The sequence below is a fragment of the Pseudomonas sp. Os17 genome, assembly GCF_001547895.1.
Lineage (GTDB): Bacteria > Pseudomonadota > Gammaproteobacteria > Pseudomonadales > Pseudomonadaceae > Aquipseudomonas.
Genome location: NZ_AP014627.1, coordinates 2,237,303 through 2,262,178, shown reverse-complemented (window position 1 = coordinate 2,262,178; position 24,876 = coordinate 2,237,303). Strand labels below are relative to the sequence as shown.

The 24,876-nt window shown below is 60.7% G+C and carries 25 protein-coding genes and 4 tRNA genes; 7 read left to right on the top strand and 22 right to left on the bottom strand.

Annotated elements, in window-relative coordinates; all coding sequences use genetic code 11:
• Positions 1-8: 8 nt before the first annotated feature.
• The 5 genes from POS17_RS10250 to POS17_RS10230 all read right to left on the bottom strand — a co-directional run bounded on the left by POS17_RS10250 (position 9) and on the right by POS17_RS10230 (position 5,302).
• Complete coding sequence (locus tag POS17_RS10250) at positions 9-1,031, bottom strand: LacI family DNA-binding transcriptional regulator (protein ID WP_060838429.1); 1,023 nt, start codon at positions 1,029-1,031, stop codon at positions 9-11.
• 3 nt (positions 1,032-1,034) lie between these two features.
• Positions 1,035-2,012 carry an ABC transporter permease gene (locus tag POS17_RS10245; RefSeq protein WP_060838428.1) on the bottom strand — a complete coding sequence of 326 codons (978 nt, stop codon included), beginning with the start codon at positions 2,010-2,012 and terminating at the stop codon, positions 1,035-1,037.
• Complete coding sequence (locus POS17_RS10240; RefSeq protein WP_060838427.1) at positions 2,009-3,562, bottom strand: sugar ABC transporter ATP-binding protein; 1,554 nt, start codon at positions 3,560-3,562, stop codon at positions 2,009-2,011. Before POS17_RS10240 ends, POS17_RS10245 begins: the two co-directional genes overlap by 4 nt.
• Before the next feature lie 57 nt (positions 3,563-3,619).
• A complete protein-coding gene (locus tag POS17_RS10235) occupies positions 3,620-4,576 on the bottom strand; it encodes a sugar ABC transporter substrate-binding protein (RefSeq protein WP_060838426.1) in 957 nt (318 codons plus the stop codon).
• Between the two features lie 273 nt (positions 4,577-4,849).
• Complete coding sequence (locus tag POS17_RS10230) at positions 4,850-5,302, bottom strand: hypothetical protein (RefSeq protein ID WP_060838425.1); 453 nt, start codon at positions 5,300-5,302, stop codon at positions 4,850-4,852.
• A gap of 338 nt (positions 5,303-5,640) precedes the next feature.
• Here POS17_RS10230 and POS17_RS10225 point away from each other — a divergent pair, with 338 nt between their 5' ends.
• From POS17_RS10225 to POS17_RS10215, 3 genes are all read left to right on the top strand, one after another.
• Positions 5,641-6,729 carry an asparaginase gene (locus tag POS17_RS10225; protein ID WP_047303134.1) on the top strand — a complete coding sequence of 363 codons (1,089 nt, stop codon included), beginning with the start codon at positions 5,641-5,643 and terminating at the stop codon, positions 6,727-6,729.
• Between the two features lie 192 nt (positions 6,730-6,921).
• Positions 6,922-7,191, top strand: a complete 270-nt coding sequence (locus POS17_RS10220) for a DUF1654 domain-containing protein (RefSeq protein WP_060838424.1) — start codon at positions 6,922-6,924, stop codon at positions 7,189-7,191.
• Positions 7,192-7,195: 4 nt separating this feature from the next.
• On the top strand, positions 7,196-7,885 hold the full coding sequence (locus tag POS17_RS10215; RefSeq protein WP_016963688.1) for an endonuclease: 690 nt from the start codon (positions 7,196-7,198) through the stop codon (positions 7,883-7,885).
• 51 nt (positions 7,886-7,936) lie between these two features.
• Here POS17_RS10215 and POS17_RS10210 read toward each other — a convergent pair whose 3' ends face one another.
• Positions 7,937-8,287, bottom strand: a complete 351-nt coding sequence (locus POS17_RS10210) for a hypothetical protein (RefSeq protein ID WP_060838423.1) — start codon at positions 8,285-8,287, stop codon at positions 7,937-7,939.
• Between the two features lie 264 nt (positions 8,288-8,551).
• On the opposite strand from POS17_RS10210, the gene csrA reads away from it, so the two are divergent.
• Positions 8,552-8,746 (top strand): carbon storage regulator CsrA, encoded by a 195-nt coding sequence (gene csrA / locus POS17_RS10205; protein WP_060838422.1) that lies wholly within the window; start codon positions 8,552-8,554, stop codon positions 8,744-8,746.
• Positions 8,747-8,985: 239 nt separating this feature from the next.
• Here the strand turns inward: csrA and POS17_RS10200 are convergent, their stop codons facing one another.
• The 4 genes from POS17_RS10200 to POS17_RS10185 form a co-directional block, all read right to left on the bottom strand.
• Positions 8,986-9,426, bottom strand: a complete 441-nt coding sequence (locus tag POS17_RS10200; RefSeq protein WP_060838421.1) for a bleomycin resistance protein — start codon at positions 9,424-9,426, stop codon at positions 8,986-8,988.
• 272 nt (positions 9,427-9,698) lie between these two features.
• Positions 9,699-11,165, bottom strand: a complete 1,467-nt coding sequence (locus tag POS17_RS10195; protein ID WP_060838420.1) for a carbohydrate-binding protein — start codon at positions 11,163-11,165, stop codon at positions 9,699-9,701.
• 45 nt (positions 11,166-11,210) lie between these two features.
• On the bottom strand, positions 11,211-11,840 hold the full coding sequence (locus tag POS17_RS10190) for a lytic polysaccharide monooxygenase auxiliary activity family 9 protein (RefSeq protein WP_060838419.1): 630 nt from the start codon (positions 11,838-11,840) through the stop codon (positions 11,211-11,213).
• A 330-nt stretch (positions 11,841-12,170) separates the two neighbouring features.
• Positions 12,171-12,521 (bottom strand): hypothetical protein, encoded by a 351-nt coding sequence (locus tag POS17_RS10185; protein WP_060838418.1) that lies wholly within the window; start codon positions 12,519-12,521, stop codon positions 12,171-12,173.
• Positions 12,522-12,919: 398 nt separating this feature from the next.
• Here POS17_RS10185 and POS17_RS10180 point away from each other — a divergent pair, with 398 nt between their 5' ends.
• Both POS17_RS10180 and prfH read left to right on the top strand, forming a co-directional pair.
• Positions 12,920-14,053 carry an RNA ligase RtcB family protein gene (locus tag POS17_RS10180; protein WP_060838417.1) on the top strand — a complete coding sequence of 378 codons (1,134 nt, stop codon included), beginning with the start codon at positions 12,920-12,922 and terminating at the stop codon, positions 14,051-14,053.
• Complete coding sequence (gene prfH / locus POS17_RS10175) at positions 14,053-14,670, top strand: peptide chain release factor H (RefSeq protein ID WP_060841908.1); 618 nt, start codon at positions 14,053-14,055, stop codon at positions 14,668-14,670. The genes POS17_RS10180 and prfH overlap by 1 nt, the downstream gene beginning before the upstream one ends.
• Positions 14,671-14,981: 311 nt before the next feature.
• On the opposite strand, the gene POS17_RS31605 is transcribed toward prfH, so the two are convergent.
• Both POS17_RS31605 and POS17_RS10170 read right to left on the bottom strand, forming a co-directional pair.
• A complete protein-coding gene (locus POS17_RS31605) occupies positions 14,982-15,215 on the bottom strand; it encodes a hypothetical protein (RefSeq protein WP_129406665.1) in 234 nt (77 codons plus the stop codon).
• A gap of 46 nt (positions 15,216-15,261) precedes the next feature.
• A tRNA-Val gene (locus POS17_RS10170) sits at positions 15,262-15,338 on the bottom strand.
• 187 nt (positions 15,339-15,525) lie between these two features.
• Here POS17_RS10170 and POS17_RS10165 point away from each other — a divergent pair.
• A complete protein-coding gene (locus tag POS17_RS10165; protein WP_060838416.1) occupies positions 15,526-16,809 on the top strand; it encodes an NAD(P)/FAD-dependent oxidoreductase in 1,284 nt (427 codons plus the stop codon).
• 196 nt (positions 16,810-17,005) lie between these two features.
• On the opposite strand, the gene POS17_RS10160 is transcribed toward POS17_RS10165, so the two are convergent.
• The 10 genes from POS17_RS10160 to accD form a co-directional block, all read right to left on the bottom strand.
• Positions 17,006-17,082 (bottom strand) — tRNA-Asp (locus tag POS17_RS10160).
• Positions 17,083-17,183: 101 nt separating this feature from the next.
• Positions 17,184-17,260: transfer RNA gene (locus tag POS17_RS10155), tRNA-Asp, on the bottom strand.
• A 58-nt stretch (positions 17,261-17,318) separates the two neighbouring features.
• A tRNA-Val gene (locus POS17_RS10150) sits at positions 17,319-17,394 on the bottom strand.
• A gap of 166 nt (positions 17,395-17,560) precedes the next feature.
• Positions 17,561-18,337, bottom strand: a complete 777-nt coding sequence (locus POS17_RS10145; protein WP_060838415.1) for an SDR family oxidoreductase — start codon at positions 18,335-18,337, stop codon at positions 17,561-17,563.
• Positions 18,334-19,545, bottom strand: coding sequence for an O-succinylhomoserine sulfhydrylase (locus tag POS17_RS10140; protein ID WP_060838414.1), 1,212 nt, complete (start codon positions 19,543-19,545; stop codon positions 18,334-18,336). The genes POS17_RS10145 and POS17_RS10140 overlap by 4 nt, the downstream gene beginning before the upstream one ends.
• A gap of 36 nt (positions 19,546-19,581) precedes the next feature.
• Positions 19,582-21,087, bottom strand: coding sequence for an amidophosphoribosyltransferase (gene purF, locus POS17_RS10135; protein WP_060838413.1), 1,506 nt, complete (start codon positions 21,085-21,087; stop codon positions 19,582-19,584).
• Positions 21,088-21,128: 41 nt separating this feature from the next.
• Positions 21,129-21,686 (bottom strand): CvpA family protein, encoded by a 558-nt coding sequence (locus tag POS17_RS10130; RefSeq protein WP_016968003.1) that lies wholly within the window; start codon positions 21,684-21,686, stop codon positions 21,129-21,131.
• Between the two features lie 98 nt (positions 21,687-21,784).
• Positions 21,785-22,450, bottom strand: a complete 666-nt coding sequence (locus POS17_RS10125; protein WP_060838412.1) for an SPOR domain-containing protein — start codon at positions 22,448-22,450, stop codon at positions 21,785-21,787.
• Entirely contained in the window at positions 22,434-23,741 is a 1,308-nt protein-coding gene (folC, locus tag POS17_RS10120; RefSeq protein ID WP_060838411.1) for a bifunctional tetrahydrofolate synthase/dihydrofolate synthase, read from the bottom strand. Before folC ends, POS17_RS10125 begins: the two co-directional genes overlap by 17 nt.
• On the bottom strand, positions 23,738-24,658 hold the full coding sequence (gene accD, locus POS17_RS10115; RefSeq protein WP_060838410.1) for an acetyl-CoA carboxylase, carboxyltransferase subunit beta: 921 nt from the start codon (positions 24,656-24,658) through the stop codon (positions 23,738-23,740). Before accD ends, folC begins: the two co-directional genes overlap by 4 nt.
• Between the last annotated feature and the right edge of the window lie 218 nt (positions 24,659-24,876).

Genomic DNA, 24,876 nt, shown 5'->3' with positions numbered 1-24,876 from the left:
ATTTGGGTTCAGCGGTATTCGGCAAAGGCGCCGCCAAGCGGCGCCGTCGATTCCCGCAAGACAATATTCGGCGTCACGATGCGCTGGTCGACCGGCAACTCCCGCGAGGCGATCCGGCGCAGCAGCAACTCTGCCGCGGTCTCGCCCAACTGCAGGATCGACTGGCCGACCGTAGTCAGCGCCGGGTAGACATAGCGACTCATGAGAATGTCGTCGAAGCCAATCACCGAGAGCTGGCCGGGCACGCGGATATTGCGCTCCGCAGCCGCCCGCAACACGCCGATACCCATCATGTCGTTGCCGGCGAAGATCGCGCTGGGCCGGTTCGGGCTATCGAGCAGTTGCGCCGCCGCGAGATAACCGCCAGTGCTGCTGAAATCACTCTCCAGAAGGCGCGAGGCAGGGACTGCAACCCCCGCCTCGCCCAACGCCTGATGAAAACCCGCCAGACGCAACTGCGCCACGCTGGTCTGGGCCGGCCCGCCAATGCAGGCTATGTCACGATGCCCCAGGTCCAACAGGTGCCGGGTTGCCAGGTAGGCACCGTATTGGTGATCGATGCGCACCAGGTCGGCATCCACGCCCTCCAGCCCGCGGTCGACGATCACCATCGGCGTGCGCACCCCGGCCAGGCCCTGGGCCAGGCCGCTGTCGCCTCCGGCGGAGGTCACGATCAAGCCGTCGATGCGTTTTTCCAGCAACACCCGCAGGTAGTTGCGCTGCTTCTCCGGGTTGTCGTCGGAGTTGCAGAGAATCACGCAATAACCGTTGCGCTCGCAGTAGTCCTCGATCCCCCGCGCCAGCTCGGCGAAGTACGGGTTGAGGCTGTTGGGCACCAACAGGCCGATGGTCGCCGTGGTCTTGGCCTTGAGGGAGCGGGCCACCGCACTGGGCACGTAGTCCAGGCGCTTGATCGCCGCCTCGACCTTGACCCGTACCTCTTCACTGACCGGGCGCGTCTTGTTCAGTACATGGGACACCGTGGTGTAGGAAATCCCCGCCAGCGCCGCCACATCCTTGATTGTTGCCATGAATCAAACCCGCCGATTGGCGCGCTGGCTGCGATAGGTGTCCAGCACCACGGCAATCACGATGACTGCACCGGTGATGATGCGCTTGGTCGGTTCGGATGCGCCGATTTGCGCCAGGCCTGCAGCCAGCACGGAAATAATCAAGACGCCGAAGAAGGTGCTGATCACCGAACCGCGTCCGCCCATCAGGCTGGTGCCGCCGATCACCACCGCGGCGATGACCTGCAACTCCAGACCGGAGCCCGCATTCGGATCCGCCGCTTCCAGGCGAGAAATTTGAAACAGTGCGGCGATGCCCGCCAACAATCCCATCAGGCTGAACACCAGGATCTTGTAGGGCTTGGGGTTGATCCCCGCCAGGCGCACCGCCTCTTCGTTGGTACCGATACCGATCAGGTAGCGGCCGAACACCGTGCGCGTCAGCACCGCCTGGGCCAGAAAGATAATCAGCAGGGCAATGATAAACGACGGCGAAATGCCGAAGGCAATCGGATTCGACAGCCAGGCAAAGGCGTCGCCGATATAAGCCGTGCGCGAGCCGGTCATCTGGTAGGCCACGCCCCGGGCCATTTCCAGCACGCCCAGGGAAACGATGAACGACGGAATGCGCCAGGCCACAGTGATCGATCCGGTGACGGTTCCCGCCAGCGCCGCACACGCCATGCCCAGCAACGCCGCAGGCACCACGCTCCATCCCCAGCCGAGGATCGCCACACTGACCGTCGAGGCGGCCAGGGCCAGCACCGAGCCGACGGACAAATCGATGCCGCCGATGATCAGAACAAAGGTCATGCCCACCGCCAGCACCATCAGGTCGGGAATCTGGTTGGCCAGGGTGCTGAAAGTGTCATAGGAGAGGAAGTGGCTGCTGAGCAGGGAGAACAGGACGATCATCCCCAACAAGGCCCCCGCCAGCCCCAGGTAAGTGCCGAGGCCGTAGTAATGGCCGCCTCGCTTGCCGCTTGCAGGTGCAGTTTTCATGGTGCATTCCTAGGCGCCGCTTCATTGAGCAGCGCATCTCGTTTCTGATAGCCGGCAAAAGCGGCGGCAAGCAATTCGTCCTGGGTCCAGCTGTCACGCTCGAAGGTGTCGATCAGACGTCCCGCAGACAGCACGCCGATCCGGTCGCAGATCAGCATCAACTCGCGCAAGTCGCTGGACACCACCACCAGAGCCTTGCCCTGGCGGGTCAACTCGCCCAACAAACCGTAGATATCGAACTTGGCTCCGACATCGATGCCGCGTGTGGGCTCGTCGAACAGCAGCACCGAACAGTCACGCTCCAGCCAACGACCGATCACCACTTTCTGCTGGTTGCCACCGGACAGTTCGCTGACGGGTTGCGCCGGGCTGGAACTGCGGATACGCATCGCGTCGATCTGCCGCTGGGCCAGCTGTTCCTCGTCCTGGCCACTGACCAGGCCGCGGCGGGAAATGGCCGGCATGTTGCCCAGGGCGATGTTGGCGCTGATCGACTGGGTCAGCAGCAGGCCTTCACCCTTGCGATCCTCGGTAATCAGGGCGATACCGTTGGCCACGGCATCCACCGGCGAGCGAATGCTCACGGGCCGCGCCGGGGTCCCCAGGGCGATGCTGCCGCTGTCGGCCAGGTCGGCGCCGAAGATCAGGCGCAGCAGCTCGGTACGCCCTGCCCCGATCAGCCCGGAAATGCCGAAGATCTCGCCACTGCGCACCTCAAACGACACATCGCGGACCTTGTCCGAACGGCAGAGGTTGCTCACGGTCAGCGCCGGAGCGCCGATCTTGCGCTCGCCCAGATCGATATGCTCGCCCAGCTCGCGCCCCACCATCAGGTTCACCAGCTGTTCGCTGTTGTAGTTGGCCATGGGTTCGACACAGACCAGGCAACCATCGCGCAATACGGCAATGCGCTGGGCGACCCGGGCCAGCTCTTCCAGGCGATGGGAGATATAGATGATCGATACGCCCCGGGCCTGCAGACGAGCGATCTGCTCAAAAAGCATCTCCACCTCGCGAGCCGTGAGCATGGCCGTGGGCTCATCGAGAATCAGCACATGGCAGTCGCCGATCAGGTTGCGCGCAATCTCCACCATTTGCTGGTGACCGATGCCCAACTCACCCACCAGGGTGTCGGGATCGATGGCGTCCAGGCCGACCTGGGCCATGGCCTCGATCGCCGCCTTGCGCAGTTGCTTGCGGCTGATCCAGCCGCCGTTACTGGGCAGGTTGTCGAGAAACAGGTTTTCGGCCACCGACAGGGTTGGCAGCAAGTTGAGCTCCTGCATGACCATGCGGACACCCAGGTCCTCGGCCTGGGTGCGGCTCGCGGGGCGATAGTCCTGCCCGTTGAACTGCATGTGCCCGGTGGTCGGACTGACCAGGCCACCGATAATCTTCGACAGGGTGCTCTTGCCGGCACCGTTTTCCCCGGTCAGGGCCAGCACCTCCCCGCGCAGCAGCGTCAGGTCGATGCCGGTCAATACCGGTTGTGCATAGGTCTTGCCGATACCGCTGACCGAAAGGACAGCGTTCGCAGCGGAAACTGACATAGGAAACTCTCCATGCGCTCACCCTTGCGGGTGAGCGCCGTTGTGCCGTCGCAACGACTACTTGGTGACCAGCTCAACCGGAGTTTCGATCACGCCATTGGCACCACTGTCGACCTTCTCGCCCTTGAGGATCTTCAGCGCCGTCTCGATACCGAACACCGCCTGCTTGGCGGCGAACTGATCGGCAGTGGCCAGGACCCGGCCATCCTTGAGCATCGGCTTGATGGCGTTGATATTGTCGTAGCCCACCACCTGGACCTTGCCCGCCTTGCCGGCGGCCCGCACAGCGGACACAGCCCCTACCGCCATGCTGTCGTTGCCGGCCAGCAATGCCTTGAGATTCGGATACTCGCTGAGCATGGCCGAGGCGACGCGGTTGCCGGCGTCTATCTCCCAATCGCCCGATTGCAGCGACACCACCTTGATCTGCGCGGCCTCCATTGCGTCCTTGAAGCCGGCGGTGCGCTGTTGCGCGTTGGTGGTGGTGGAGACGCCTTCGATGATCCCGACTTCATCCCCGGCCTTGAGCTGCTTGGCCAGGTACTCGCCCACCAGGCGTGCGCCCTTGCGGTTGTCGGGCCCGACGAAAGGCACGCTGAGGTTCTTGCTCTTGAGCACCCCGGGATCGAGCTGGTTATCGATGTTGATCACCGTGATCCCGGCGTCCACCGCCTTCTTGATCACCGGCACCATCGCCTTGGAGTCGGCGGGCGCGATCACCAGGGCGTTGACCTTGGAAACAATCATCTGCTCGACGATACGGATCTGGTTGGCGGTATCGGTTTCGTCCTTGATGCCGTTGGACACCAGGTCGAAATCGCCGGAGTGCTCTTTCTGATAAGCCTTGGCTCCGTCTTCCATGGTCAGGAAGAACTCGTTGGCCAGGGATTTCATGACCAGGGCGACCTTGGGTTTCTGCGGGGTGTCGGCCAGAGCCGAAGAGAGAGGAAGGGCGGCGGATGCAGCGGCCAGAACGGCGACAGCGAGTAGACGTCCAGCAAAGGGCAGCTTCATGGGTTCACTCCGATCTTATGATTATTGTGAGCAGCGTTCGCCCGGCGGGGCCACCAGGTTTCCAGCGGCGCTGGCCGGCGCCATGCCGCGGAAAGATAGACGATCATCGCTTCCCGAGCACCGCGCAAACGTTTGCGTAAAACGAACTATGCGAACCTCGCCAGAGTTTGTCAACGCTGTTCAAAGTGCGATCAGAGAGAGTGGGCAGCCATCCGCAGCCGGCCGCTTGGAGAAAGACCTGCCCGGGAAAATGCGCCCGGACAGGCTGATGGTTCAGGCGGTGGTATTCACCAGGCCACCGGAGGAGGACGACTCCTTGGCCAACTCCCGCACCAGGTTGCCCGAGACCTCTGCCAAGGCACCGTTGGTTTCGGCGATCTGCCCTTGAATGGCCATGACTGTCGTCTGCTTGGCCTCGGGGGTTGGGTAGTTGGCGGCCTGGGCGGCAGCCAGTTGCTGTTGCTGCTCCCGAAGTTGCTGCTGCAGTTCCTGCATGCGCTTTAGCAGCATCTTGACCACGATGCTGTGGTTGTCTTCGCTTGAGCCTTCGCTTTCAGACTGTTCGGCCTGCTTGCTGGAACCGACCCGCAAAGCGCCCGACTCGTCGGTGCCCAGCGCACTAGACGCCTGCTCGGCGGTGGCGTCGCTCAATGCATCGATGGTTGCGGGGGTCTTACCATTGATCAGAATGGCTCCTGCCCCTGGAAATCCGACTGACAGTGACATGGGAACTCCTGGTGAAAAATCCTAGAAGGATCATCGACCGCCGCAGAACATTCTTTAATGAAAGTGCAAGAAGCCGCGCCAGGACCGGCGACGAGCACTTTCGGATTGCCGAACACGGCGCTGCACAAATGTTCGGAAACCCGGACGCCGCCTGACTCAATGCGACCATAAACAGAAATAAAATTGATATAAATCAGTAACTTAAAATACTTATCCGACCAAGGTAGTGCTGGTACAGATCCTGCTCAACCCTCGCTGCCTCGGCGCAAACAGATCTGCCGCCGTGGTGTTTCTAGATGAACCTGCATCAGCACCGTCTCACTACTAGAGAGAAAATAATGAAATCTGCCTTCAAATCCTTCGCCCCGGGCGCTTTGGCCCTCCTCCTGCTTCTGCCTGCCGCCCTGCAGGCCAAAGAAGCTGAAACCCAGCAGAAACTCGCCAACGTCGTGGTCCTCGCCACCGGCGGCACTATCGCCGGTGCCGGCGCCAGCGCAGCCAACAGCGCCACCTATCAGGCGGCCAAGGTCGGCATCGAGCAACTGATCGCCGGCATCCCGGAATTGAACCAGCTGGCCAACGTGCGTGGCGAGCAGGTCATGCAGATCGCCTCGGAAAGCATCACCAACGAAAACCTGCTGCAACTGGGTCGCCGCGTTGCCGAACTGGCCGACAGCAAGGACGTTGATGGCATCGTCATCACCCACGGCACCGACACCCTGGAAGAAACCGCCTACTTCCTCAACCTGGTGGAAAAGACCGACAAGCCAATCGTAGTGGTCGGCTCCATGCGCCCAGGCACCGCGATGTCGGCCGACGGCATGCTCAACCTGTACAACGCCGTCGCCGTCGCCGGTAGCAAGAATGCTCGTGGCAAAGGCGTACTGGTGACCATGAACGACGAAATCCAGTCCGGTCGCGATGTCAGCAAGATGATCAACATCAAGACTGAAGCCTTCAAGAGCCCATGGGGCCCGCTGGGCATGGTGGTGGAAGGCAAATCCTACTGGTTCCGCCTGCCGGCCAAGCGCCACACCATGGATTCGGAATTCGACATCAAGAACATCAAGAGCCTGCCTGACGTAGAAATCGCCTACGGCTACGGCAACGTCAGCGACACCGCCTACAAGGCCCTGGCCCAGGGCGGCGCCAAAGCCATCATCCACGCCGGCACCGGCAATGGCTCGGTGTCTTCCCGTGTGGTCCCTGCCCTGCAGGAACTGCGCAAGAACGGTGTACAGATCATTCGTTCTTCCCACGTCAATGCCGGTGGTTTCGTGCTGCGCAACGCCGAACAGCCTGACGACAAGTACGACTGGGTCGTGGCTCATGACCTGAACCCGCAGAAAGCCCGCATCCTGGCCATGGTCGCCCTGACCAAGACTCAGGACAGCAAGGAACTGCAACGCATGTTCTGGGAATACTGACAGAACCCCGCTCGACCGGCCCCGGTCGAGCGGTTTTGCAACCACTCGCCCGCCCGGGCGGGTGGTCCCGATACCGCCTCCTTCCTCCCAGTAAAAATATCTGCCCGCCTCATGAGACAAATGCGCAAAGCGTTGTCAGAGGAACTTCTTGAATTTTAAGCAGTTGCGAAATGTCTTACAGTTAAATACTGTATGCACGTACAGCTTAATAAGGAATGTTCCGTGGCCAACACTCAAACACCCCTCAGCTCCTACGAACGCCTGGGTGTACGCATCCAGAAAATCATCAACTCCCCCACCGCACAGAAAGCCAAGGCCGCGCTGATCTTCCGCCTCGCCGACGAACCTCAGGACGAGTGGGAGCGCCTGCTGGAAGAAATCGCCGAAAACGACAACGTCACCCTCGCCTATCGCGACGATGGCGGCGTGCAGATTTTCTGGGTTGTGCCGAAGGAAGACTGAGTCAATGAGTGTTCGTTGTTTTGCCCTGCTGTTGCTGTTTCTCGCCTGTACCGCCCAAGCCGATGCGCCCCGTACCTTCAGCGAAGCCAAGAAAGTCGCCTGGAAGCTCTATGCCCCCCAATCCACCGAGTTCTATTGCGGCTGCAAGTACACCGGCAATCGGGTGAACCTGGCAGCCTGCGGCTATGTACCGCGCAAGAACGCCAAGCGCGCCGAACGCATCGAATGGGAACACATAGTGCCGGCCTGGCAGATCGGCCATCAGCGTCAGTGCTGGCAGCAAGGCGGACGCAAGAATTGCACGCGCACCGATGCGGTCTATCAGCGCGCCGAAGCCGACCTGCACAACCTGGTACCGAGCATTGGCGAAGTGAATGGCGACCGCAGCAATTTCAGCTTCGGCTGGCTGCCGGAGCAATCGGGCCAGTACGGTTCGTGCCTGACCCAGGTCGACTTCAAGGCCAAGAAGGTCATGCCCCGGCCTTCGATTCGCGGCATGATCGCCCGCACCTACTTCTACATGAGCAAGCAGTACGGCCTGCGCCTGTCCAAGCAGGACCGACAGCTCTTCGAAGCCTGGAACAAGACCTACCCGGTGCAAGACTGGGAACGCCAGCGCAATCAGAGCGTGGCCTGCGTCATGGGGCGCGGCAATGAATTCGTCGGCGCGGTCAACCTCAAGGCCTGTGGCTGAAAGCAGATCGCCCGCTGAACGCGGGCGATCCTGGATCCTGTGCAAACAGGTTTATTGCGCGGCTTGATGCTCGATGACAGTGACGTCGATATCGCGCTTCTTGGCCTTGACCAGCTTTTCAATCACTTCATTCTTCTTGGCCTCGGCTTCGGCCTGGGAAGCAAACGGGCCGACCACCACCAGGCGCTTGCCCTCAACGGTCACCACGTTGGAAATGATCCCGTGCTCGATCAGCCAGCCGGTCAGATCGCTTACCGCCTGAGGCAACTCGCTGCCCACCAGCACATCCCACTGCGGTGCACTGGAGGCCTGAACCGGTTGAACCTGCGCTGCCGCGGTCTTGTTCGCTTCGACCCGTTTGCCTTCGCCGCATCCGGCCAAGGCCAACACCGCCATCATCATCGCTACTGTGCGCACAACCCACCCCTAGAAAGTCTGAGGCGGCGATTTTAGCACTCCAGCCACGAGAGACCTCGTCACAAAATCAGGCCGAAACAGGAAGAATGATATTTATTGCCTCTGTATAGTTGCGCCTTGGGAATTAATAGATCGTCTGCGCGTCAGAAAGAGGCACCCACTCAGTGGAACTTCGCACTAATCTATACCTAAGACCGACCTCTGCACTGTTTGAATCTGGTGCCCTACAAAGCTATCAAGGAGAAGATCATGCTGATACTCACCCGCAAAGTCGGTGAAAGCATAAACATCGGTGACGACATTACGATCACCATTCTCGGCGTCAGCGGCCAACAGGTCCGCATCGGAATCAACGCGCCAAAAAATGTCGCGGTACACCGTGAAGAAATCTATCAACGCATTCAGGCCGGACTCACTGCCCCGGACAAGCGCGAAACCCCTTGAACACAATCAGCACCCGCTCCTCGCCTGCACCCCAAGGCTGGTGTGGCGCGTGCCTTGTTCAACCCGAGCTTCTCCCACAGAACCTTCGCCTGTCCTCAATGGATAGCGGCCACAGCAGATTCCCGCGCACCGGATGTTCGTCACCCACTGACTAACGCCCCTTTCTGGCATCCCATCCTACCGCTGCCTCCCGGCACGCGGCGCCGCAGCAATGCAGGCGTCGCCCCCGGGCACAGCGGTCAGGCGCCTGCTGACGGCTCCACCGGCTTGAACCCCAAGTCCTCGGTAAACCGCAGCAGGTAGCCATCAGGATCCTGCACCAGCAGGTTCAATTCACCATGCAGCAACTCATCATGGCGATACCAGCATTCCTGGATGTCCCTGCGCAAGGCGATACCGGCCTGCTTCAGCGACGCCGCCAGCTGGCGAATATCCGGGCACTCGATGGACAGGTTCATGCCGCGACCAAAGGGTGCCTGCAAGGGACCTACCCGCCACTCCGACTCCTCCCGGTCATCCTGTTCCAGCATCAATTGCCCGCCGTTGAATGAAAGAAAGGCAAAGAAATGTTCGGGACGCTGATACTCCACCTTGAAACCCAGGGTATCGCGGTAAAAAGACAGGCTGCGCTCCAGATGACTGACCAGCATTTCCGGAACCAGGTTATTCATTTGAAACATCGCGGGCTTTCCTTGCTCATGTAATCGAGCCGCGAGCCTACTACCAAGCCAAGCCCAAAAGCAGCATCGCTTACCAATGATTACAACTGAGCCAAGCTCACGCGGGGCAACAGACCGGCGGCGATGACCCGCACCAGCGTCTGCGCAGGCGTGATACCAACCAACGAGGCAACCCGAGCAGCCCCGGAAAAACCCAAAAAGCGGCCCGCATTCGGATCGACAACATCCGCGCGGACCGCCCCATCATGCCCTCAGGCACTGACCTCTAGATCTCAAGCATGACGCTCCAGCAGCACCTTGCTCCACAGCGTGAATGCCACGGAAGGCGTCCACCCCGGGTTGGAGGTGTGCTCCTGAAGGCAGAGATAGCGATTGCCCTCATAAGTCACGCCCTCCTCCCTCCTATAGCGCTGGCTGGTACGCCACTCGGGAAAGCTCGGGTCGACCACGCCTCCCGCGGTCCTGACACTCAGGCTGCGACTGGGCAAGGATTCCCGGCCCTGAGTGTCTGTGGCCGTGACGAAGTAGCTGTACTGAGTATCCGCATTCAGCCCCTTGTCCTCATAGGCCGCAGTCGCGGTCTTGCCCACCGCATTGCCATCGCGGTACAGGGTATAGAACTCCACCGGTCGCCGGCCGCCGGAAGCCCCCCAACTCAAGCTGACACTGCTGCGAGTGGTCCCCTGCACCAGCAGATTGCCCGGCGCCCCGGGCCTCTCCGGCTCGCCGCCATCGCCATGGATCAACGGCGCATAACGGTTGCGGAACTCCCAGTCGTAATGCACGCCCTGCCGATTGATTCCGGCATCCCAGTTCACCGACCAGGTCATCAAGCCCTTGATGGCGTGCCCACTCTCCTGCAAACGCTTGAACGCATTGTTCAACGCCGCAGGCTCGATGACATAACCGGTGGCTGCCGCATCGACGTTGCTCGGCAAACCGATCACCAGCTTGTCCGCGGCAATCCGGGTGTAGCCACGGGTACCCGAGGCCAGGCTGTCGGTCAGGTAGAACAGAAAGTCCTCCTTCATTGCGTCGTTGTTCTGGGCGATCCACGCCCCCTGCCCGCCATTGGCCTCCTGTACCCAGAGCCCATCGCCCCCCTGGTTGTAATACTGCGGCGCGACAAAGTCGTAGTAGCCCTCCAGGGCCTGCAGGTACGCCACGTATTTGCCATTGCTGGTCAGGTACGGAAACTCGGGCGCCATGCTGATGATGAAGTGCTTGCCCTGGCCGGCGTAATGATCCTTCACCAGCTTCAGCGCGGCCGGCAACACGCTCTTGTTGTCAGCGAAGTCGATAGCGCTCTGCTCCAGATCGATATCCAGGCCATCGAAACCGTAAGTCTCGACCAGGCGGATGATCTCGCTGGCCAGGGGTTGCTCGTTGCCCTTGTGCAATTCGATATGCGCATCGGCACCGCCCAGGGAGATCAGCACCGCCCGCCCCTGGCTGTTGAGCACGCCCACCTGACGCCGGAACTCTTCATCCGACAGGTTGTAAGGCTTGAACGTAGGAATGCCGTGCCCCTTCATGAAGGCTACCGCCACCACGTTATATTCCTTGGGCACATCCAACAGATTGAGATTGGCAAACTGTCCCTGCTGGTAACCATCAGCGGGACCGGCGGCCCAGTTGTGCCAGAAGCCCATGAGGATCTTCTTGCCGGCAATGCTCGGCATTAGGGATGCGGCATCCGCGGGCTGACTCTTGATCGATGTGAAGTCGATTTTATTCATGTTCTAATCCTTGAGAACGGATAAATAACTTTGCAAGCCTGCAACTTACTTGAAGTCCAGATCAAACGCCTGATAGAACCCATTGCCGGTATTGGCAACTATCCACACCAACACCACAACATGATGGCCTTTCTTGTTTTTCGGCAGTACAACTTCATGATGGGTCTTGGCCTTGAGCACCGAACCAAACTTGTCGAACGGGACTTCAGTATAAAAGTCCTGATAAAAAGCCTGGGGCTCCAGTTGTGCACGGCTGATACGCTGCTTCGGGTCCCAGCCATCTTTGGTGATGAACCAGCTGTAACCACGGGTGACGTGAGGCGCGGTGTATTCCCACTGCACGCGAAAGACCTGACCCGGATCGACACTGAGCAGCGGCCAGTTGAATGCACGGTTGAGCTTCTTCGACATCTCATCGTTGGTGAAGTTGATGCAGTCGCGCTCATCAACCTTGCCACCGCTGAGAATATGGCCGTCTGCGGGTGGTACGGCGCTTGCCACATCGCTGTCGTAGGGTTTCGGGAAGGGACCGGCGACCAGGGACGGGAAGTTTTTCCCCCCTTCCATCTCATTCACCTGCCAGGTCCCCAGCAGCCCCAGTTCCACCGCGACCGAGCCACGACTGGAAGGCGACACGATGCGACCATGTTTAAGTTGAGCTTGTGGCTTATTCATATCTTTCACTCCATTGATTAATTAAGTTCGCTCCTCGTTGAGCACCTTTAACTTAGCGCACTTTTATCGACTTGTTTCACGCACCCGCAAACTAACCAATCAGGACAATATGCAAAAGCCGGCGCCAGCCCTATTAAACCCTGGACTTTCCGATTTGAACTGACAACTTGAAGAGTCAATGTATTACACGCTTTTCTACAGCAGGACTTGTTCTTTCACTTTATGAAAAACCCCAAACAGCCCAACTAACACCGAAAAAGCGCCCAGCAGAAAAAACAAACCCGGCCATTGCCGGGTTCGTCCTGAAAAACACCTGAAGCCATCCATTGTCTATAGGCAGGTTGCCAACGCCGCGAGACGGCGCTTCGAGACCGCGCTGTCCTCGACTGCGTAGTAGTGAACGGCGGTTCCAGAAGGCTCGACCTTGATGTCCACGAAGGATTCGGCGGCGCGGGTATACACCGTGTAGCCACCGCCCTTGCCCGGCTGCAGATAAGCCGCAGCATCAACACCGAAAACCGCTTCATCCTGCCAGGCGAACTGTACGCACTGCGCCACCAGTTGATCGGCCTTGGCCGAGCTCAGGGTTTTGTTGGGCGTTCTGGCCCGAGCGTCGTCCATGATGGAACCCGCACAGCCGGCCAACAAAACCGCAACCATCACCGCCATCAACACCCGCATGCTGCCACCTCGTCCATAAAACGCGAGAGTATCGCTCAGGCGACAGAAAAAAGGCGTCAGACAGAAGAAAAAACCTACTGCAAGGCAAGCGCCATCCTGACCGCCCTCAACCAAGGCCTGCAGCAACGGCCTCGCTCTCCCAGGCCATGGCTTTAACGGCCCCGCCACAAGGGCCGGCGTTGTTTATTCGGGACTCCCCATTGTCATGGTCCAGCCGAAGGTTTAACCTTCGCGCCCCTTCCCACACTTTTGCCAAGGAGATCCACCATGCAACAGCTGATCACCCCTTGCAGGACGTGCCTGGTTTAAACGCTGTATCCGCTACCCGCTAGCGCCTTCGCTTAATCCCGCTTCGTCCTGCCACTACCTGACTATTTTTTTCCAATCAGGAATTGGACATGGACACTTGCATCCGTCATTTGTCGAACGGCGTCTCACTGATCGCCTCAGACACCACCTGGATCGAAGATAAAGCGCTCCAACAACTGCAAACCACCGCTCAACTGCCCGGCATGCGCCAGGTGGTCGGCATGCCGGACCTGCACCCAGGCCGAGGCTACCCCGTGGGAGCAGCATTCTTTTCCACCGAGATGGCCTACCCGGCCCTGGTGGGCAACGACATCGGCTGCGGCATGACGCTGTGGCAAACCGACCTCTCCAGCAGCCGCCTCAACCTCGACAAGCTGGAGAAGAAAATCGGCAACATCGACCTCCCTCTGGATGAACAGTGGGATGAAGAGCGAGCGCAGTTGGGACTGCCCATCAACGGTCATGAACACTCACTGGGCACCATCGGTGGCGGCAATCACTTCGCCGAGCTGCAACAGCTCGATCAGGTGTACGACGCCAGCGCCCTGCAGGCCCTGGAGCTGAATCCCAAAGCCTTGTTGCTGCTGGTGCATAGCGGCTCCCGGGGCCTGGGAGAAGCCATCCTGCGGCGTCATGTGGACCAGCACGGGCACAACGGCCTGGTAATGGCCAGTGCCGCCGGCGCCCAGTACTTGCAAGAGCACGACGCCGCCCTGCGCTTCGCCGAGGCCAACCGGCGATTGATCGCCGAACGCCTGCTGTACAACCTGCGGGCCAAGGGACGCTCGATACTGGACATCAACCACAACCTGGTATCGCCAGCCAATGTCGACGGTGTTACGGGCTGGCTGCATCGCAAGGGCGCTACGCCGTCGGACCAGGGGCCGGTGGTCATCCCAGGCTCCAGGGGCGACTACAGCTATCTGGTTCATCCGATACCGGCCACTGCCAGCCTCTACTCCCTGGCCCACGGCGCCGGGCGCAAATGGCTGCGCAGCGATTGCAAGGGCAGGCTGGCGGCGCGCTTCAGCTTCGACCAGCTCAAGCGCACTCAACTGGGCAGCCGGGTGATCTGCGAAGACCGCGGATTGATGTACGAGGAAGCCCCCGAAGCCTACAAGAGCATCGACAGCGTGGTCGGCAGCCTGAGGGATGCCGGCCTGGTGCAGATCATCGCGCGGCTCAAGCCGGTGCTGACCTACAAACGCCGGGGGTGCTGCTGATGCTGCTGTTACAGCTGTCTTCCGCTCAAGGACCCGTCGAGTGCGAACTGGCGGTGACCAGGGCCCTGCAACTCTTGTATCGCGAAGCCGAGGCACAAAACGTGCGCGCCAGCCTCGTCGAGCAGGTGGCCGGCCAGGGCCGCGGCACCTGCAGGTCGGTACTGGTCAGCCTTGATGGGGAACAGGCTGCGGGACTGGCCGAACGCTGGACCGGCACCCTGCTCTGGACCTGCAAGAGCCCTTATCGCCCCGGACACAAACGCAAGAACTGGTATTTCGCCGGCCAACTGTTCAAGGCTCAAGAGGACAGCATGGACAGCGCCATCCGCTTTGAAGCCATGCGTGCATCAGGTCCGGGCGGGCAACACGTGAACACCACGGACTCCGCGGTGCGCGCCACACACCTGGCCAGTGGCATCAGCGTGAAAGTGCAGTCAGAACGCAGCCAGCACGACAACAAGCGCGTTGCGCGCCTACTGATTCTGCAACGCCTGGCTGAACGGCAACAGCAATCTGCCGAGGCGCTGCGCCTGCAACGCCGCGATGCCCACCATCGCGTGGAGCGCGGCAACCCGGTGCGCAGCTTCCACGGCGACAGGTTCACTCCTCAGAACTGATCATCCCTCCCCGGAGAGTCGTGCCTGACCACGACTCCCAGGCGCGGAACTGACGAGCACAGCGCTGAAAAGACCAGAGCGCACGTAAAAGATCTTCAACCCGCCCGGTAACCGACGCCGCAGCAGGACGGGCGCTTGCAACAGCGCCAACGACAAACAGCAGAACCTTTGAAGGCGACGACCAACAGGAGTATGAGCAACCCGAGCTCCAACGCTTCGAGAGCGGCCGATAATCAACGGCATAGAAACGGGTGGATCAACCCACAGGACAATCCACAAACGCCAGGATGGGCGCTGCATGAAAAGGCCTCTCAGAATGCACCGAAGGAACTGATGCGACGAGCAGCCAGCAACATCGCCAAGCCGCTGATCAAGAATGGATAGGCGTTCTGCCAAATGCCCTGACGCTTCATCCCCAACCCGGCCTGCGCCCTCAAACTGCCTTCACCATCATCAGCGCCATAAGAGGAAGACCGGAAGTGCAGCGAGGCACTGAACGGGTTTGCGGCGCCGTAAAAAACGCACAAAACAAAAAAGGGGTTCACCTCTCGATGAACCCCTTTTAGACCGCCCAGCAGAGCGGATTTTGTTTGGTAGGCGCGATTGGACTCGAACCAACGACCCCCACCATGTCAAGGTGGTGCTCTAACCAACTGAGCTACGTGCCTGCTGTGAGGCGGCATTCTACGGAATTCCAAAGGGGTGTCAACACCTTTTTTGCAGCTAAGCCTATGAATATGCGAATTTTTTAATTTCGGCGCCCGGAAGAAGTTTTTCCTTCTGTCTGGTAGCGCTTTTACAACTCAGGTAGCATCGACGCACTCGTAAAATATATTAAACACATGAGGTCGCAGGATGGCGCATATTCCCTACCCACAGTCCTACTACGCCGCATCCGCCAATGCAGCTCCGGAACGCCCGCTGCTGCAAGGCGAAGTGGAAACCGATATCTGCGTGATCGGTGCGGGTTACACCGGTCTGTCCAGCGCCCTGTTTCTCCTGGAAAACGGCTTTCGCGTAACAGTGCTGGAAGCTGCCAAGGTCGGCTTTGGTGCCTCCGGGCGCAATGGCGGACAGATCGTCAACAGCTATAGCCGCGACATCGACGTGATCGAGCGCAGTGTCGGACCCAAGCAAGCACAACTGTTGGGACAAATGGCGTTCGAGGGCGGCCGGATCATTCGCGAGCGGGTAGCCAAGTACCAGATCCAGTGCGACCTGAAAGACGGCGGCGTGTTCGCTGCACTGACCAGCAAGCAGATGGGCCACCTGGAGTCGCAGAAGCGCCTGTGGGAGCGCTACGGCCACACTCAACTGGAATTGCTGGACGAGCGACGGATTCGCGAAGTCGTGGCTTGTGATCAATACAAGGGCGGCATGCTCGACATGAGCGGCGGCCACATCCACCCGCTGAACCTGGCACTGGGCGAAGCGGCGGCCGTAGAATCCCTGGGTGGCACCATCTATGAACAATCCCCGGCAGTACGCATCGAGCGTGGGGCCAATCCCGTCGTCCATACTCCACAGGGTAAAGTCCGCGCCAAGTTCATCATCGTCGCCGGCAACGCCTACCTGGGCAATCTGATCCCGGAACTGGCCGCCAAATCCATGCCTTGCGGCACTCAGGTGATCACTACCGAGCCCCTGGGCGACGAACTGGCAGCCAGCCTGCTCCCTCAGGACTACTGCGTCGAAGACTGCAACTACCTGCTGGACTATTACCGCCTCAGCGGCGACAAGCGCCTGATTTTCGGCGGCGGCGTGGTCTACGGCGCTCGCGACCCGGCCAACATCGAAGCGATCATCCGACCGAAGATGCTCAAGGCGTTCCCGCAACTGAAAAACGTCAAGATCGACTACGCCTGGACCGGCAACTTCCTGCTGACCTTGTCGCGCCTGCCCCAGGTGGGCCGCCTGGGCGACAACATCTACTACTCCCAAGGCTGCAGCGGCCACGGCGTGACCTATACCCACTTGGCGGGCAAAGTGCTGGCCGAAGCCTTGCGCGGCCAGGCAGAGCGCTTTGACGCTTTCGCCGACCTGCCCCACTACCCCTTCCCTGGCGGTCAGCTGCTGCGCACGCCATTCACCGCCCTGGGCGCCTGGTACTACAGCCTTCGCGACAAGCTTGGCTTCTGATAGCCCGAGTTTTTCGCAGCCACAAAAAAACCGCCGAACAGGCGGTTTTTTATGCTCAAACAACAGGTATTGCAAAAAGGCAAATTCCGAAAACAAAAAACCCCGGTCTTTCGACCAGGGCCTTTGCTATCGATGCGAATCAAGTCTGTAGCCTGCTTCGTTGCTTCAAGGCGTTCAGTGGTCCTTGAGGCTGATATGGCGCAGCGGACGGGACTCGAACCCGCGACCCCCGGCGTGACAGGCCGGTATTCTAACCGACTGAACTACCGCTGCGTATCGCTTGGACTTGCGTCCATGTGAATCGTTTAAATCGTCTGAAAGAAGAGCTTCGAGGCTTTTCGATCTCAAACCAGGCGAGCCTGGCTTGGAAAATATGGCGCAGCGGACGGGACTCGAACCCGCGACCCCCGGCGTGACAGGCCGGTATTCTAACCGACTGAACTACCGCTGCGCGTCGGTTGGAGGCTTCCGTGGAAGCTTCCGTCTTTCTTGCGAAAGACACTCAGGAATGGTGGGTGATGACGGGATCGAACCGCCGACCCTCTGCTTGTAAGGCAGATGCTCTCCCGGCTGAGCTAATCACCCTTTGCTTCGCTGAGGCCGCGAAATTTACGCAGGTAACGAAGCTAAGTCAATAGCAGGCTTGAAGTTTTTTTAAAAAACAGCGGAAGCGCCCAACTGTCAGCTGCAAGAAAAAAGCGGCTGGCACGCAACCGCACTACCCACTTGCCGCTTAAAGCCTGGCGCAGCCCTAGGCCTGATAAATCATTTTCTTGGTCATGCCACCGTCCACCACAAACTCCTGGCCGGTGACAAAACCCGAATTACGCGACAGCAGCCAGGCCACCATGGACGCCACATCCTCCACCGTCCCTACCCTGCCCGCAGGATGCTGGGCGTGATCGGCATCGGATAAGGGCTCGGCACGCCGCACCGCGGGATCACGCGCGTCGATCCAGCCAGGGCTCACGGCATTGACCCGGATCTCCGGCCCCAGACTGATGGCCAGGGCATGGGTCAGGGCCAACAGACCGCCCTTGCTGGCCGCATAGGCTTCGCTATCGGGCTCCGATTGCCGAGCCCGGGTCGACGCCAGATTGACGATGGAACCGCCATGGGCGCGCAGATACGGCGCGCAATGCTTGGCCAGCAGCATGGGACCACCGAGATTCACCGCCAGCACCCGATTCCAGTAAGCCAGATCCAGGCTTTCCAAAGTGATGTTGTGCGGATCAGCCACCGCGGCGTTGCACACCAGAGCGTCCAGGCGCCCGAACTGCCCCAGCACCTCGGCCACGCCCTGCGCCACCTGCTCCTCATCCGCTACATCCATGGTGATGAACCAGGCATTCTCGCCCATCACCCTGGACACCTTGGAGCCGCGCTCCCGATCCACATCGGTCAGCACCACCTGCCAGCCTTCGCTGATCAGCCAGGCAGCGATGCCCAGGCCAATGCCCCGTGCCGCACCAGTCACCAGCGCAACACGTCCGTTGCCGCCACCCTGAGGCGTGGACAACTCGATCACAAGGCTGCCAACCCACGAGCCAGGTCGGCCTGCAGATCAGCCACGTCCTCCAGGCCGACCGCAATACGGATCAGACTGTCGCGAATACCGGCCGCCTCACGTTCCTGCGGCGCCAGGCGGCCGTGGGATGTGGTGCTCGGATGGGTGATGGTGGTTTTGCTGTCACCCAGGTTGGCGGTGATCGAAATCAGCCGAGTGGCATCGATAAAGCGCCAGGCGCCCTCTTTGCCACCCTTGACCTCGAAGCTCACCACCGCACCGAAACCACGCTGCTGACGCTTGGCCAGTTCGTGTTGCGGGTGGCTGGCAAGACCGGCGTAGTGCACCTTCTCGACACCGTCCTGCTGCTCAAGCCACTGCGCCAGGGCCAGAGCATTGGCACAGTGGGCACGCATCCGCAGACTCAGGGTTTCCAGGCCCTTAAGGAAGATCCAGGCATTGAACGGACTCAGGGTCGGCCCCGCAGTGCGCAGAAAGCCCACCACTTCTTTCATCTGCTGGCTGCGTCCAGCGACCACGCCCCCCATGCAACGACCCTGGCCGTCGATGAACTTGGTGGCCGAATGCACCACCACGTCCGCGCCCAGCTTCAAGGGTTGCTGCAGGGCCGGGGTGCAGAAGCAGTTGTCGACCACCAGCATCGCACCCTTGGCATGCGCCAGTTCAGCCAAGGCGGCGATATCCACCAGCTCGGCCAGCGGATTGGAGGGGGATTCGACAAACAGCAGCTTGGTGTTGCTCTTGACCGCCGCATCCCACCCGGACAGGTCCGCCAGGGGCACGTAATCGACTTCAACACCAAAACGCTTGAAGTACTTCTCGAACAAGCTGATGGTCGAGCCGAACACGCTGCGCGATACCAGTACGTGATCGCCGGCACTGCACAGACTCATGACCACCGAGAGAATGGCCGCCATGCCGGTGGCCGTGGCGACCGCCTGTTCAGCGCCTTCCAGCGCCGCGATGCGCTCTTCGAACGAGCGCACCGTAGGGTTGGTGTAACGCGAATAGACGTTGCCCGGCACTTCGCCGGCGAACCGTGCAGCCGCGTCGGCGGCTGTACGGAACACATAGCTGGACGTGAAGAACATCGGATCACCGTGCTCGCCTTCCGGCGAACGGTGCTGGCCGGCGCGCACCGCCAGGGTATCGAACGCTACGCCTTCAAGGTCGCTGTCCAGCCGACCGGCATCCCAATCCTGACTCATGCCGCCTACTCCTAATGTCTTCTTAAATGCTCTGGATCAGTTGTTGTACAGATCGATGATGGCGCTGACCGCCTGGGTCTTGGCCTTGGACGCATCGTTGCGAGCGTTCTCGATCTTGTTCAGATAGGCCTCGTCGACGTCGCCGGTGACGTACTTGCCGTCGAACACCGCGCAGTCGAAGTTCTCGATCTTGATCTTGCCGCCACCGACCGCCTCGATCAGGTCCGGCAGGTCCTGATAGATCAGCCAGTCAGCGCCGATCAGGTCAGCCACGTCCTGGGTCGAGCGATTGTGAGCAATCAACTCGTGGGCGCTAGGCATGTCGATGCCGTAGACGTTCGGGTAACGAACTGCCGGAGCCGCCGAGCAGAAGTAGACGTTCTTCGCGCCGGCTTCACGGGCCATCTGGATGATCTGCTTGCAGGTGGTCCCGCGAACGATGGAGTCGTCCACCAGCATCACGTTCTTGCCGCGGAACTCCAGCTCAATGGCATTGAGCTTCTGGCGCACGGATTTTTTCCGCGCTGCCTGGCCCGGCATGATGAAGGTACGGCCGATGTAGCGGTTCTTGACGAAACCTTCGCGGAACTTGACCCCCAGGTGGTTGGCCAGCTCCAGCGCGGCGGTACGGCTGGTGTCGGGAATCGGAATCACCACGTCGATATCGTGCTGCGGACGCTCGCGCAGGATCTTCTCGGCCAGCTTCTCGCCCATGCGCAGCCGCGCCTTGTACACCGAGACACCGTCGATGATCGAGTCGGGACGGGCCAGGTAGACGTGTTCGAAGATGCATGGAGTGAGCTGCGGATTGGTCGCGCACTGGCGGGTGTAGAGCTTGCCTTCTTCAGTGATGTAGACCGCTTCGCCCGGAGCCAGGTCGCGAATCAGGGTAAAGCCCAATACATCCAGGGAAACGCTTTCCGAGGCGATCATGTATTCCACGCCCTCGTCGGTATGACGCTGGCCGAAAACGATCGGGCGGATGCCGTGGGGATCACGGAAACCGACGATGCCGTAACCGGTGATCATGGCCACCACCGCGTAACCACCGACGCAACGGTTGTGCACGTCAGTCACCGCAGCAAACACGTCTTCCTCGGTCGGTTGCAGCTTGCCGCGCTGGGCCAGCTCGTGAGCGAACACGTTGAGCAACACTTCGGAGTCGGAGTTGGTGTTGACGTGGCGCAGGTCGGACTCGTAGATCTCCTTGGCCAATTGTTCAACATTGGTCAGGTTGCCGTTGTGCGCCAGGGTGATGCCATAAGGCGAGTTGACGTAGAACGGCTGGGCCTCGGCCGAGGTCGAGCTGCCCGCGGTTGGATAACGCACATGACCGATACCCATGTGACCCACCAGGCGCTGCATGTGCCTTTGCTGGAACACATCACGCACCAGGCCATTGTCCTTGCGCAGGAATAACCGGCCATCATGGCTGGTCACGATACCGGCAGCGTCCTGGCCGCGGTGCTGGAGGACGGTTAGCGCGTCATACAGCGCCTGATTGACGTTCGACTTACCGACGATACCGACGATGCCACACATGCGACGCAACCCCTACTTAATGAAACTGAACTGAACCCATCTTACTGAGGCGTTTTGGCCGGTAAGAGGTGCTCCTTGAACGGTATTTCAGCGGGTACGCTGATACCGCTGGCCAGCCACTGACTGCTCCACCCCAGGATGAGGTTCTTGGACCAGTCTGCAACCAATAGAAATTGTGGCACCAGCCGCGACTGCTGCCACCAGGAATCCTGCTGTACCGGCCCCAGGCTCAAGAGCCCGACTGCCACGACCACCAGCAGCGCGCCACGCGCCGCGCCGAAGGCCATGCCGAGGAATCGATCGGTCCCGGAGAGGCCGGTGACGCGAATCAATTCGCCGATGAGATAGTTGACCATTGCCCCCACCAGCAAGGTGGCGACAAACATGATTGCGCAGCCCGCGATCACGCGAGCCGAGGGAGTTTCGATATAACCGCCGAGGTACTCGGACAGTGAGCCACCAAACATCCAGGCAACGACTCCTGCGATGATCCAGGTAAGCAACGACAAGGCTTCTTTGACGAAACCGCGGCTCAAGCTGATCAAAGCGGAGATGGCGATTATTGCAACGATCGCCCAGTCAACCCAGGTAAATGGCACAGTGCAGCCTACAGACGGATAAGGCGGCGCATTTTAACAGAGCGCTTGGCTGTCGGTAAGCTGCGATTCACTGTGCTTTTGAAATCAGCCAGATAGCCTCAGCCACGCTCCGGCTGGAAGCGCACCACAAACCCCTTGAGGTTGTGCTGACGACCCAACAGGTCACGCAGACGATCAGCCTCGGCCCGCTCGATCAGCGGCCCGACGAATACCCGGTTCTTGCCTTCGGCGGAACGGATATATGCGTTATAGCCTTGACTGCGCAGGGTTTTCTGCAGGTTTTCCGCACCTTCCCGGCTCGACAGGCTGGCCAGCTGCACCGACCAGCTGATAGACAGGCCATTGGCATCGATCCGGCTCTGACTGGTGTCAGGCTTGGCGGCGGCAATCGGCTGGGCTGGCGCCGGGGTCGGCGCAGGCGCAGGCGCAGGCGCAGGCTTTGGCACCGGTTTGCTCGCCACTGCAGGCGCCGGAGCCACCGCCGGCGCACTCGGGGCAATCGGCATGGAAGGCGCAACCTGCTGCACCACCGGCTCCTCGACAGGCACCGGCTCCTGAGGCAAGGCCTTGGGCTCGGGAACCACCACCGGCTCAACCTGAACCTGCGGCATGGCCGAGGCCTGCGGCACAGGTGGCGCCTCAACTGCTACGTGGCGCTGCTCATCCTCGCGCGAAAACAGCATCGGCAGGAAGATCACGGCCAAGGCCACCAACACCAGTGCTCCAACCATTCGCTGCTTGTAGACGTTATCCAGCATTGCCATGTGCAGCTTCCTCCGTGGAGCGCCGGGCGAGCCACTCAAGCGCCTCGGCGACACAATAAAAAGATCCGAACAGCAGAATTTCATCATCCGCGGTCGCTTGCGCGCATTGCGCTTCCAATGCCGCTGCAACACTGGCGTAGGACGCTACCGAAGCGCCAAGGCTCTCCAGCGCGACCTGCAGATCCTGCGCCGGGCGCGCCCTGGGCGAATCCAGCGGTGCCACCGCCCAGCTCTGGACCGAAGACTGCAGACACCCCACCACCCCCGGCAGATCCTTGTCCGCCAGCAGGCCAAATACCGCCAGGCGCCGACCGTTCAGCGGTCGACGTGCCAGGCGCTCGGCCAGATACTGCGCGGCGTGGGGGTTGTGCCCCACATCCAGCAGCAGGTTCAGGCGCTTGCCCTGCCATTCGATCTGCCGACGATCCAGACGACCGGTCACCCGGGTCTGCTGCAGAGCCGCGCCAATCTGCTCAGGCTGCCAGGGCAACCCGGTAAGCAGGTAAGCCTGCAAGGCCAGTGCCGCGTTCTCCATGGGCAGATCGAGCAGCGGCAGATCCCGCAGCTCGACCTGATGACCCTGGGCATCCAGACCGCGCCACTGCCAATGCTCTTCGGTCAGCGCCAGATCGAAATCCCGCCCCCGAAGGAAAAACGGACACCCCAGCTCCCGCGCCTTATCCAGCAGCGGTTGTGGCGGATTCAGGTCGCCACACAACGCGGGTGCACCGGCACGAAAGATCCCGGCCTTCTCAAAGGCCACCGACTCCCGGGAGTCCCCCAGGTACTCGATATGATCGACACCAATGCTGGTCACCAGCGCCAGGTCGGCATCCACCAGATTGACCGCATCCAGGCGCCCGCCCAGACCAACCTCCAGCACCACCGCATCCAGCGCCGCCCGCTGGAACAGCCAGAACGCCGCCAGCGTGCCCATTTCGAAATAGGTCAGGGAAGTGTCACCGCGTCCCGCCTCTACCGCCGCAAAGGCTTCACACAGCTGCTGATCGGAAGCCTCAAGACCATTGATCTGCACCCGCTCGTTGTAACGCAGCAGGTGCGGTGAGCTGTAGACCCCTACCTGCAAGCCCTGGGCTCGCAGCAGGGAGGCGACAAAGGCACAGGTAGAACCCTTGCCGTTGGTTCCGGTGACCGTGATCACCCGAGGCGCCGGCTTGCCCAGCCCCATCCGGGCCACTACCTGTTGCGAGCGCTCCAGCCCCATGTCGATGGCTGAAGGGTGCAACTGCTCAAGGTAGGCGAGCCAATCGCCCAGGGTGCGCTGGGTCATAGGTTTGCTGGAGCCGGCGGAACCACAATAGGTTCAACGGGTGCCGCGACAAACTCGGGCGTCGGCAGCCCCATCAGTTGAGCCAGCAGGTTGCCCAGACGCGGACGCAACTCCTGACGGGAAATGATCATGTCGATCGCCCCATGCTCCAGGAGGAACTCACTGCGCTGGAAGCCCTCGGGCAGTTTTTCCCGCACGGTCTGCTCGATGACCCGCGGACCGGCAAAGCCCACCAGGGCCTTGGGCTCGGCGACAATCACGTCACCCAGCATGGCCAGGCTGGCGGATACCCCGCCGTAGACCGGGTCGGTCAGCACGGAGACGAAGGGAATGCCCTCTTCGCGCAGGCGCGCCAGCACCGCGGACGTCTTGGCCATCTGCATCAGGGAAATCAGCGCTTCCTGCATCCGCGCACCACCGGAGGCGGAGAAGCAGATCATCGGGCAACGGTTTTCCAGGGCGTAGTTGGCCGCACGAACGAAACGCTCGCCGACGATCGCCCCCATGGAGCCGCCCATGAAGGAGAACTCAAAGGCCGAGACCACCACCGGCATGCCCAGCAGGGTGCCGCTCATGGAAATCAGCGCGTCCTTCTCGCCAGTCTGCTTCTGTGCCGCGGTCAGGCGGTCCTTGTACTTCTTGCCGTCACGAAACTTCAGGCGATCCACTGGCTCCAGATCGGCGCCCAGCTCGGCACGCCCCTCGGCATCCAGGAAGATGTCGATGCGCGCCCGCGCGCCGATACGCATGTGGTGATTGCACTTGGGGCAAACATCCAGGGTCTTTTCCAGCTCCGGACGATAAAGCACCGCCTCGCAGGACGGGCACTTGTGCCACAGACCTTCAGGCACCGAGCTTTTCTTCACCTCGGAACGCATGATCGAAGGGATCAGTTTGTCTACTAACCAGTTGCTCATGCTTTCTTTCTCCAGTACCGGCGGCCCGAACGCTCTGGTTCGCAACCCCGCGTATGCCCTTGAGCTAAATTCATGTGTGCGGCGATGTTCACTTCGCTACCGCGGTCAGCACCGGGCTCGACCTGCCTGCAACGAAACGTTCCTCAGCCATCCCGACAACCCGCAATAGAGCGGTTGCCACTCGATTCCGGCCTCGCCTGAAGGCGACGCCTGCCTGT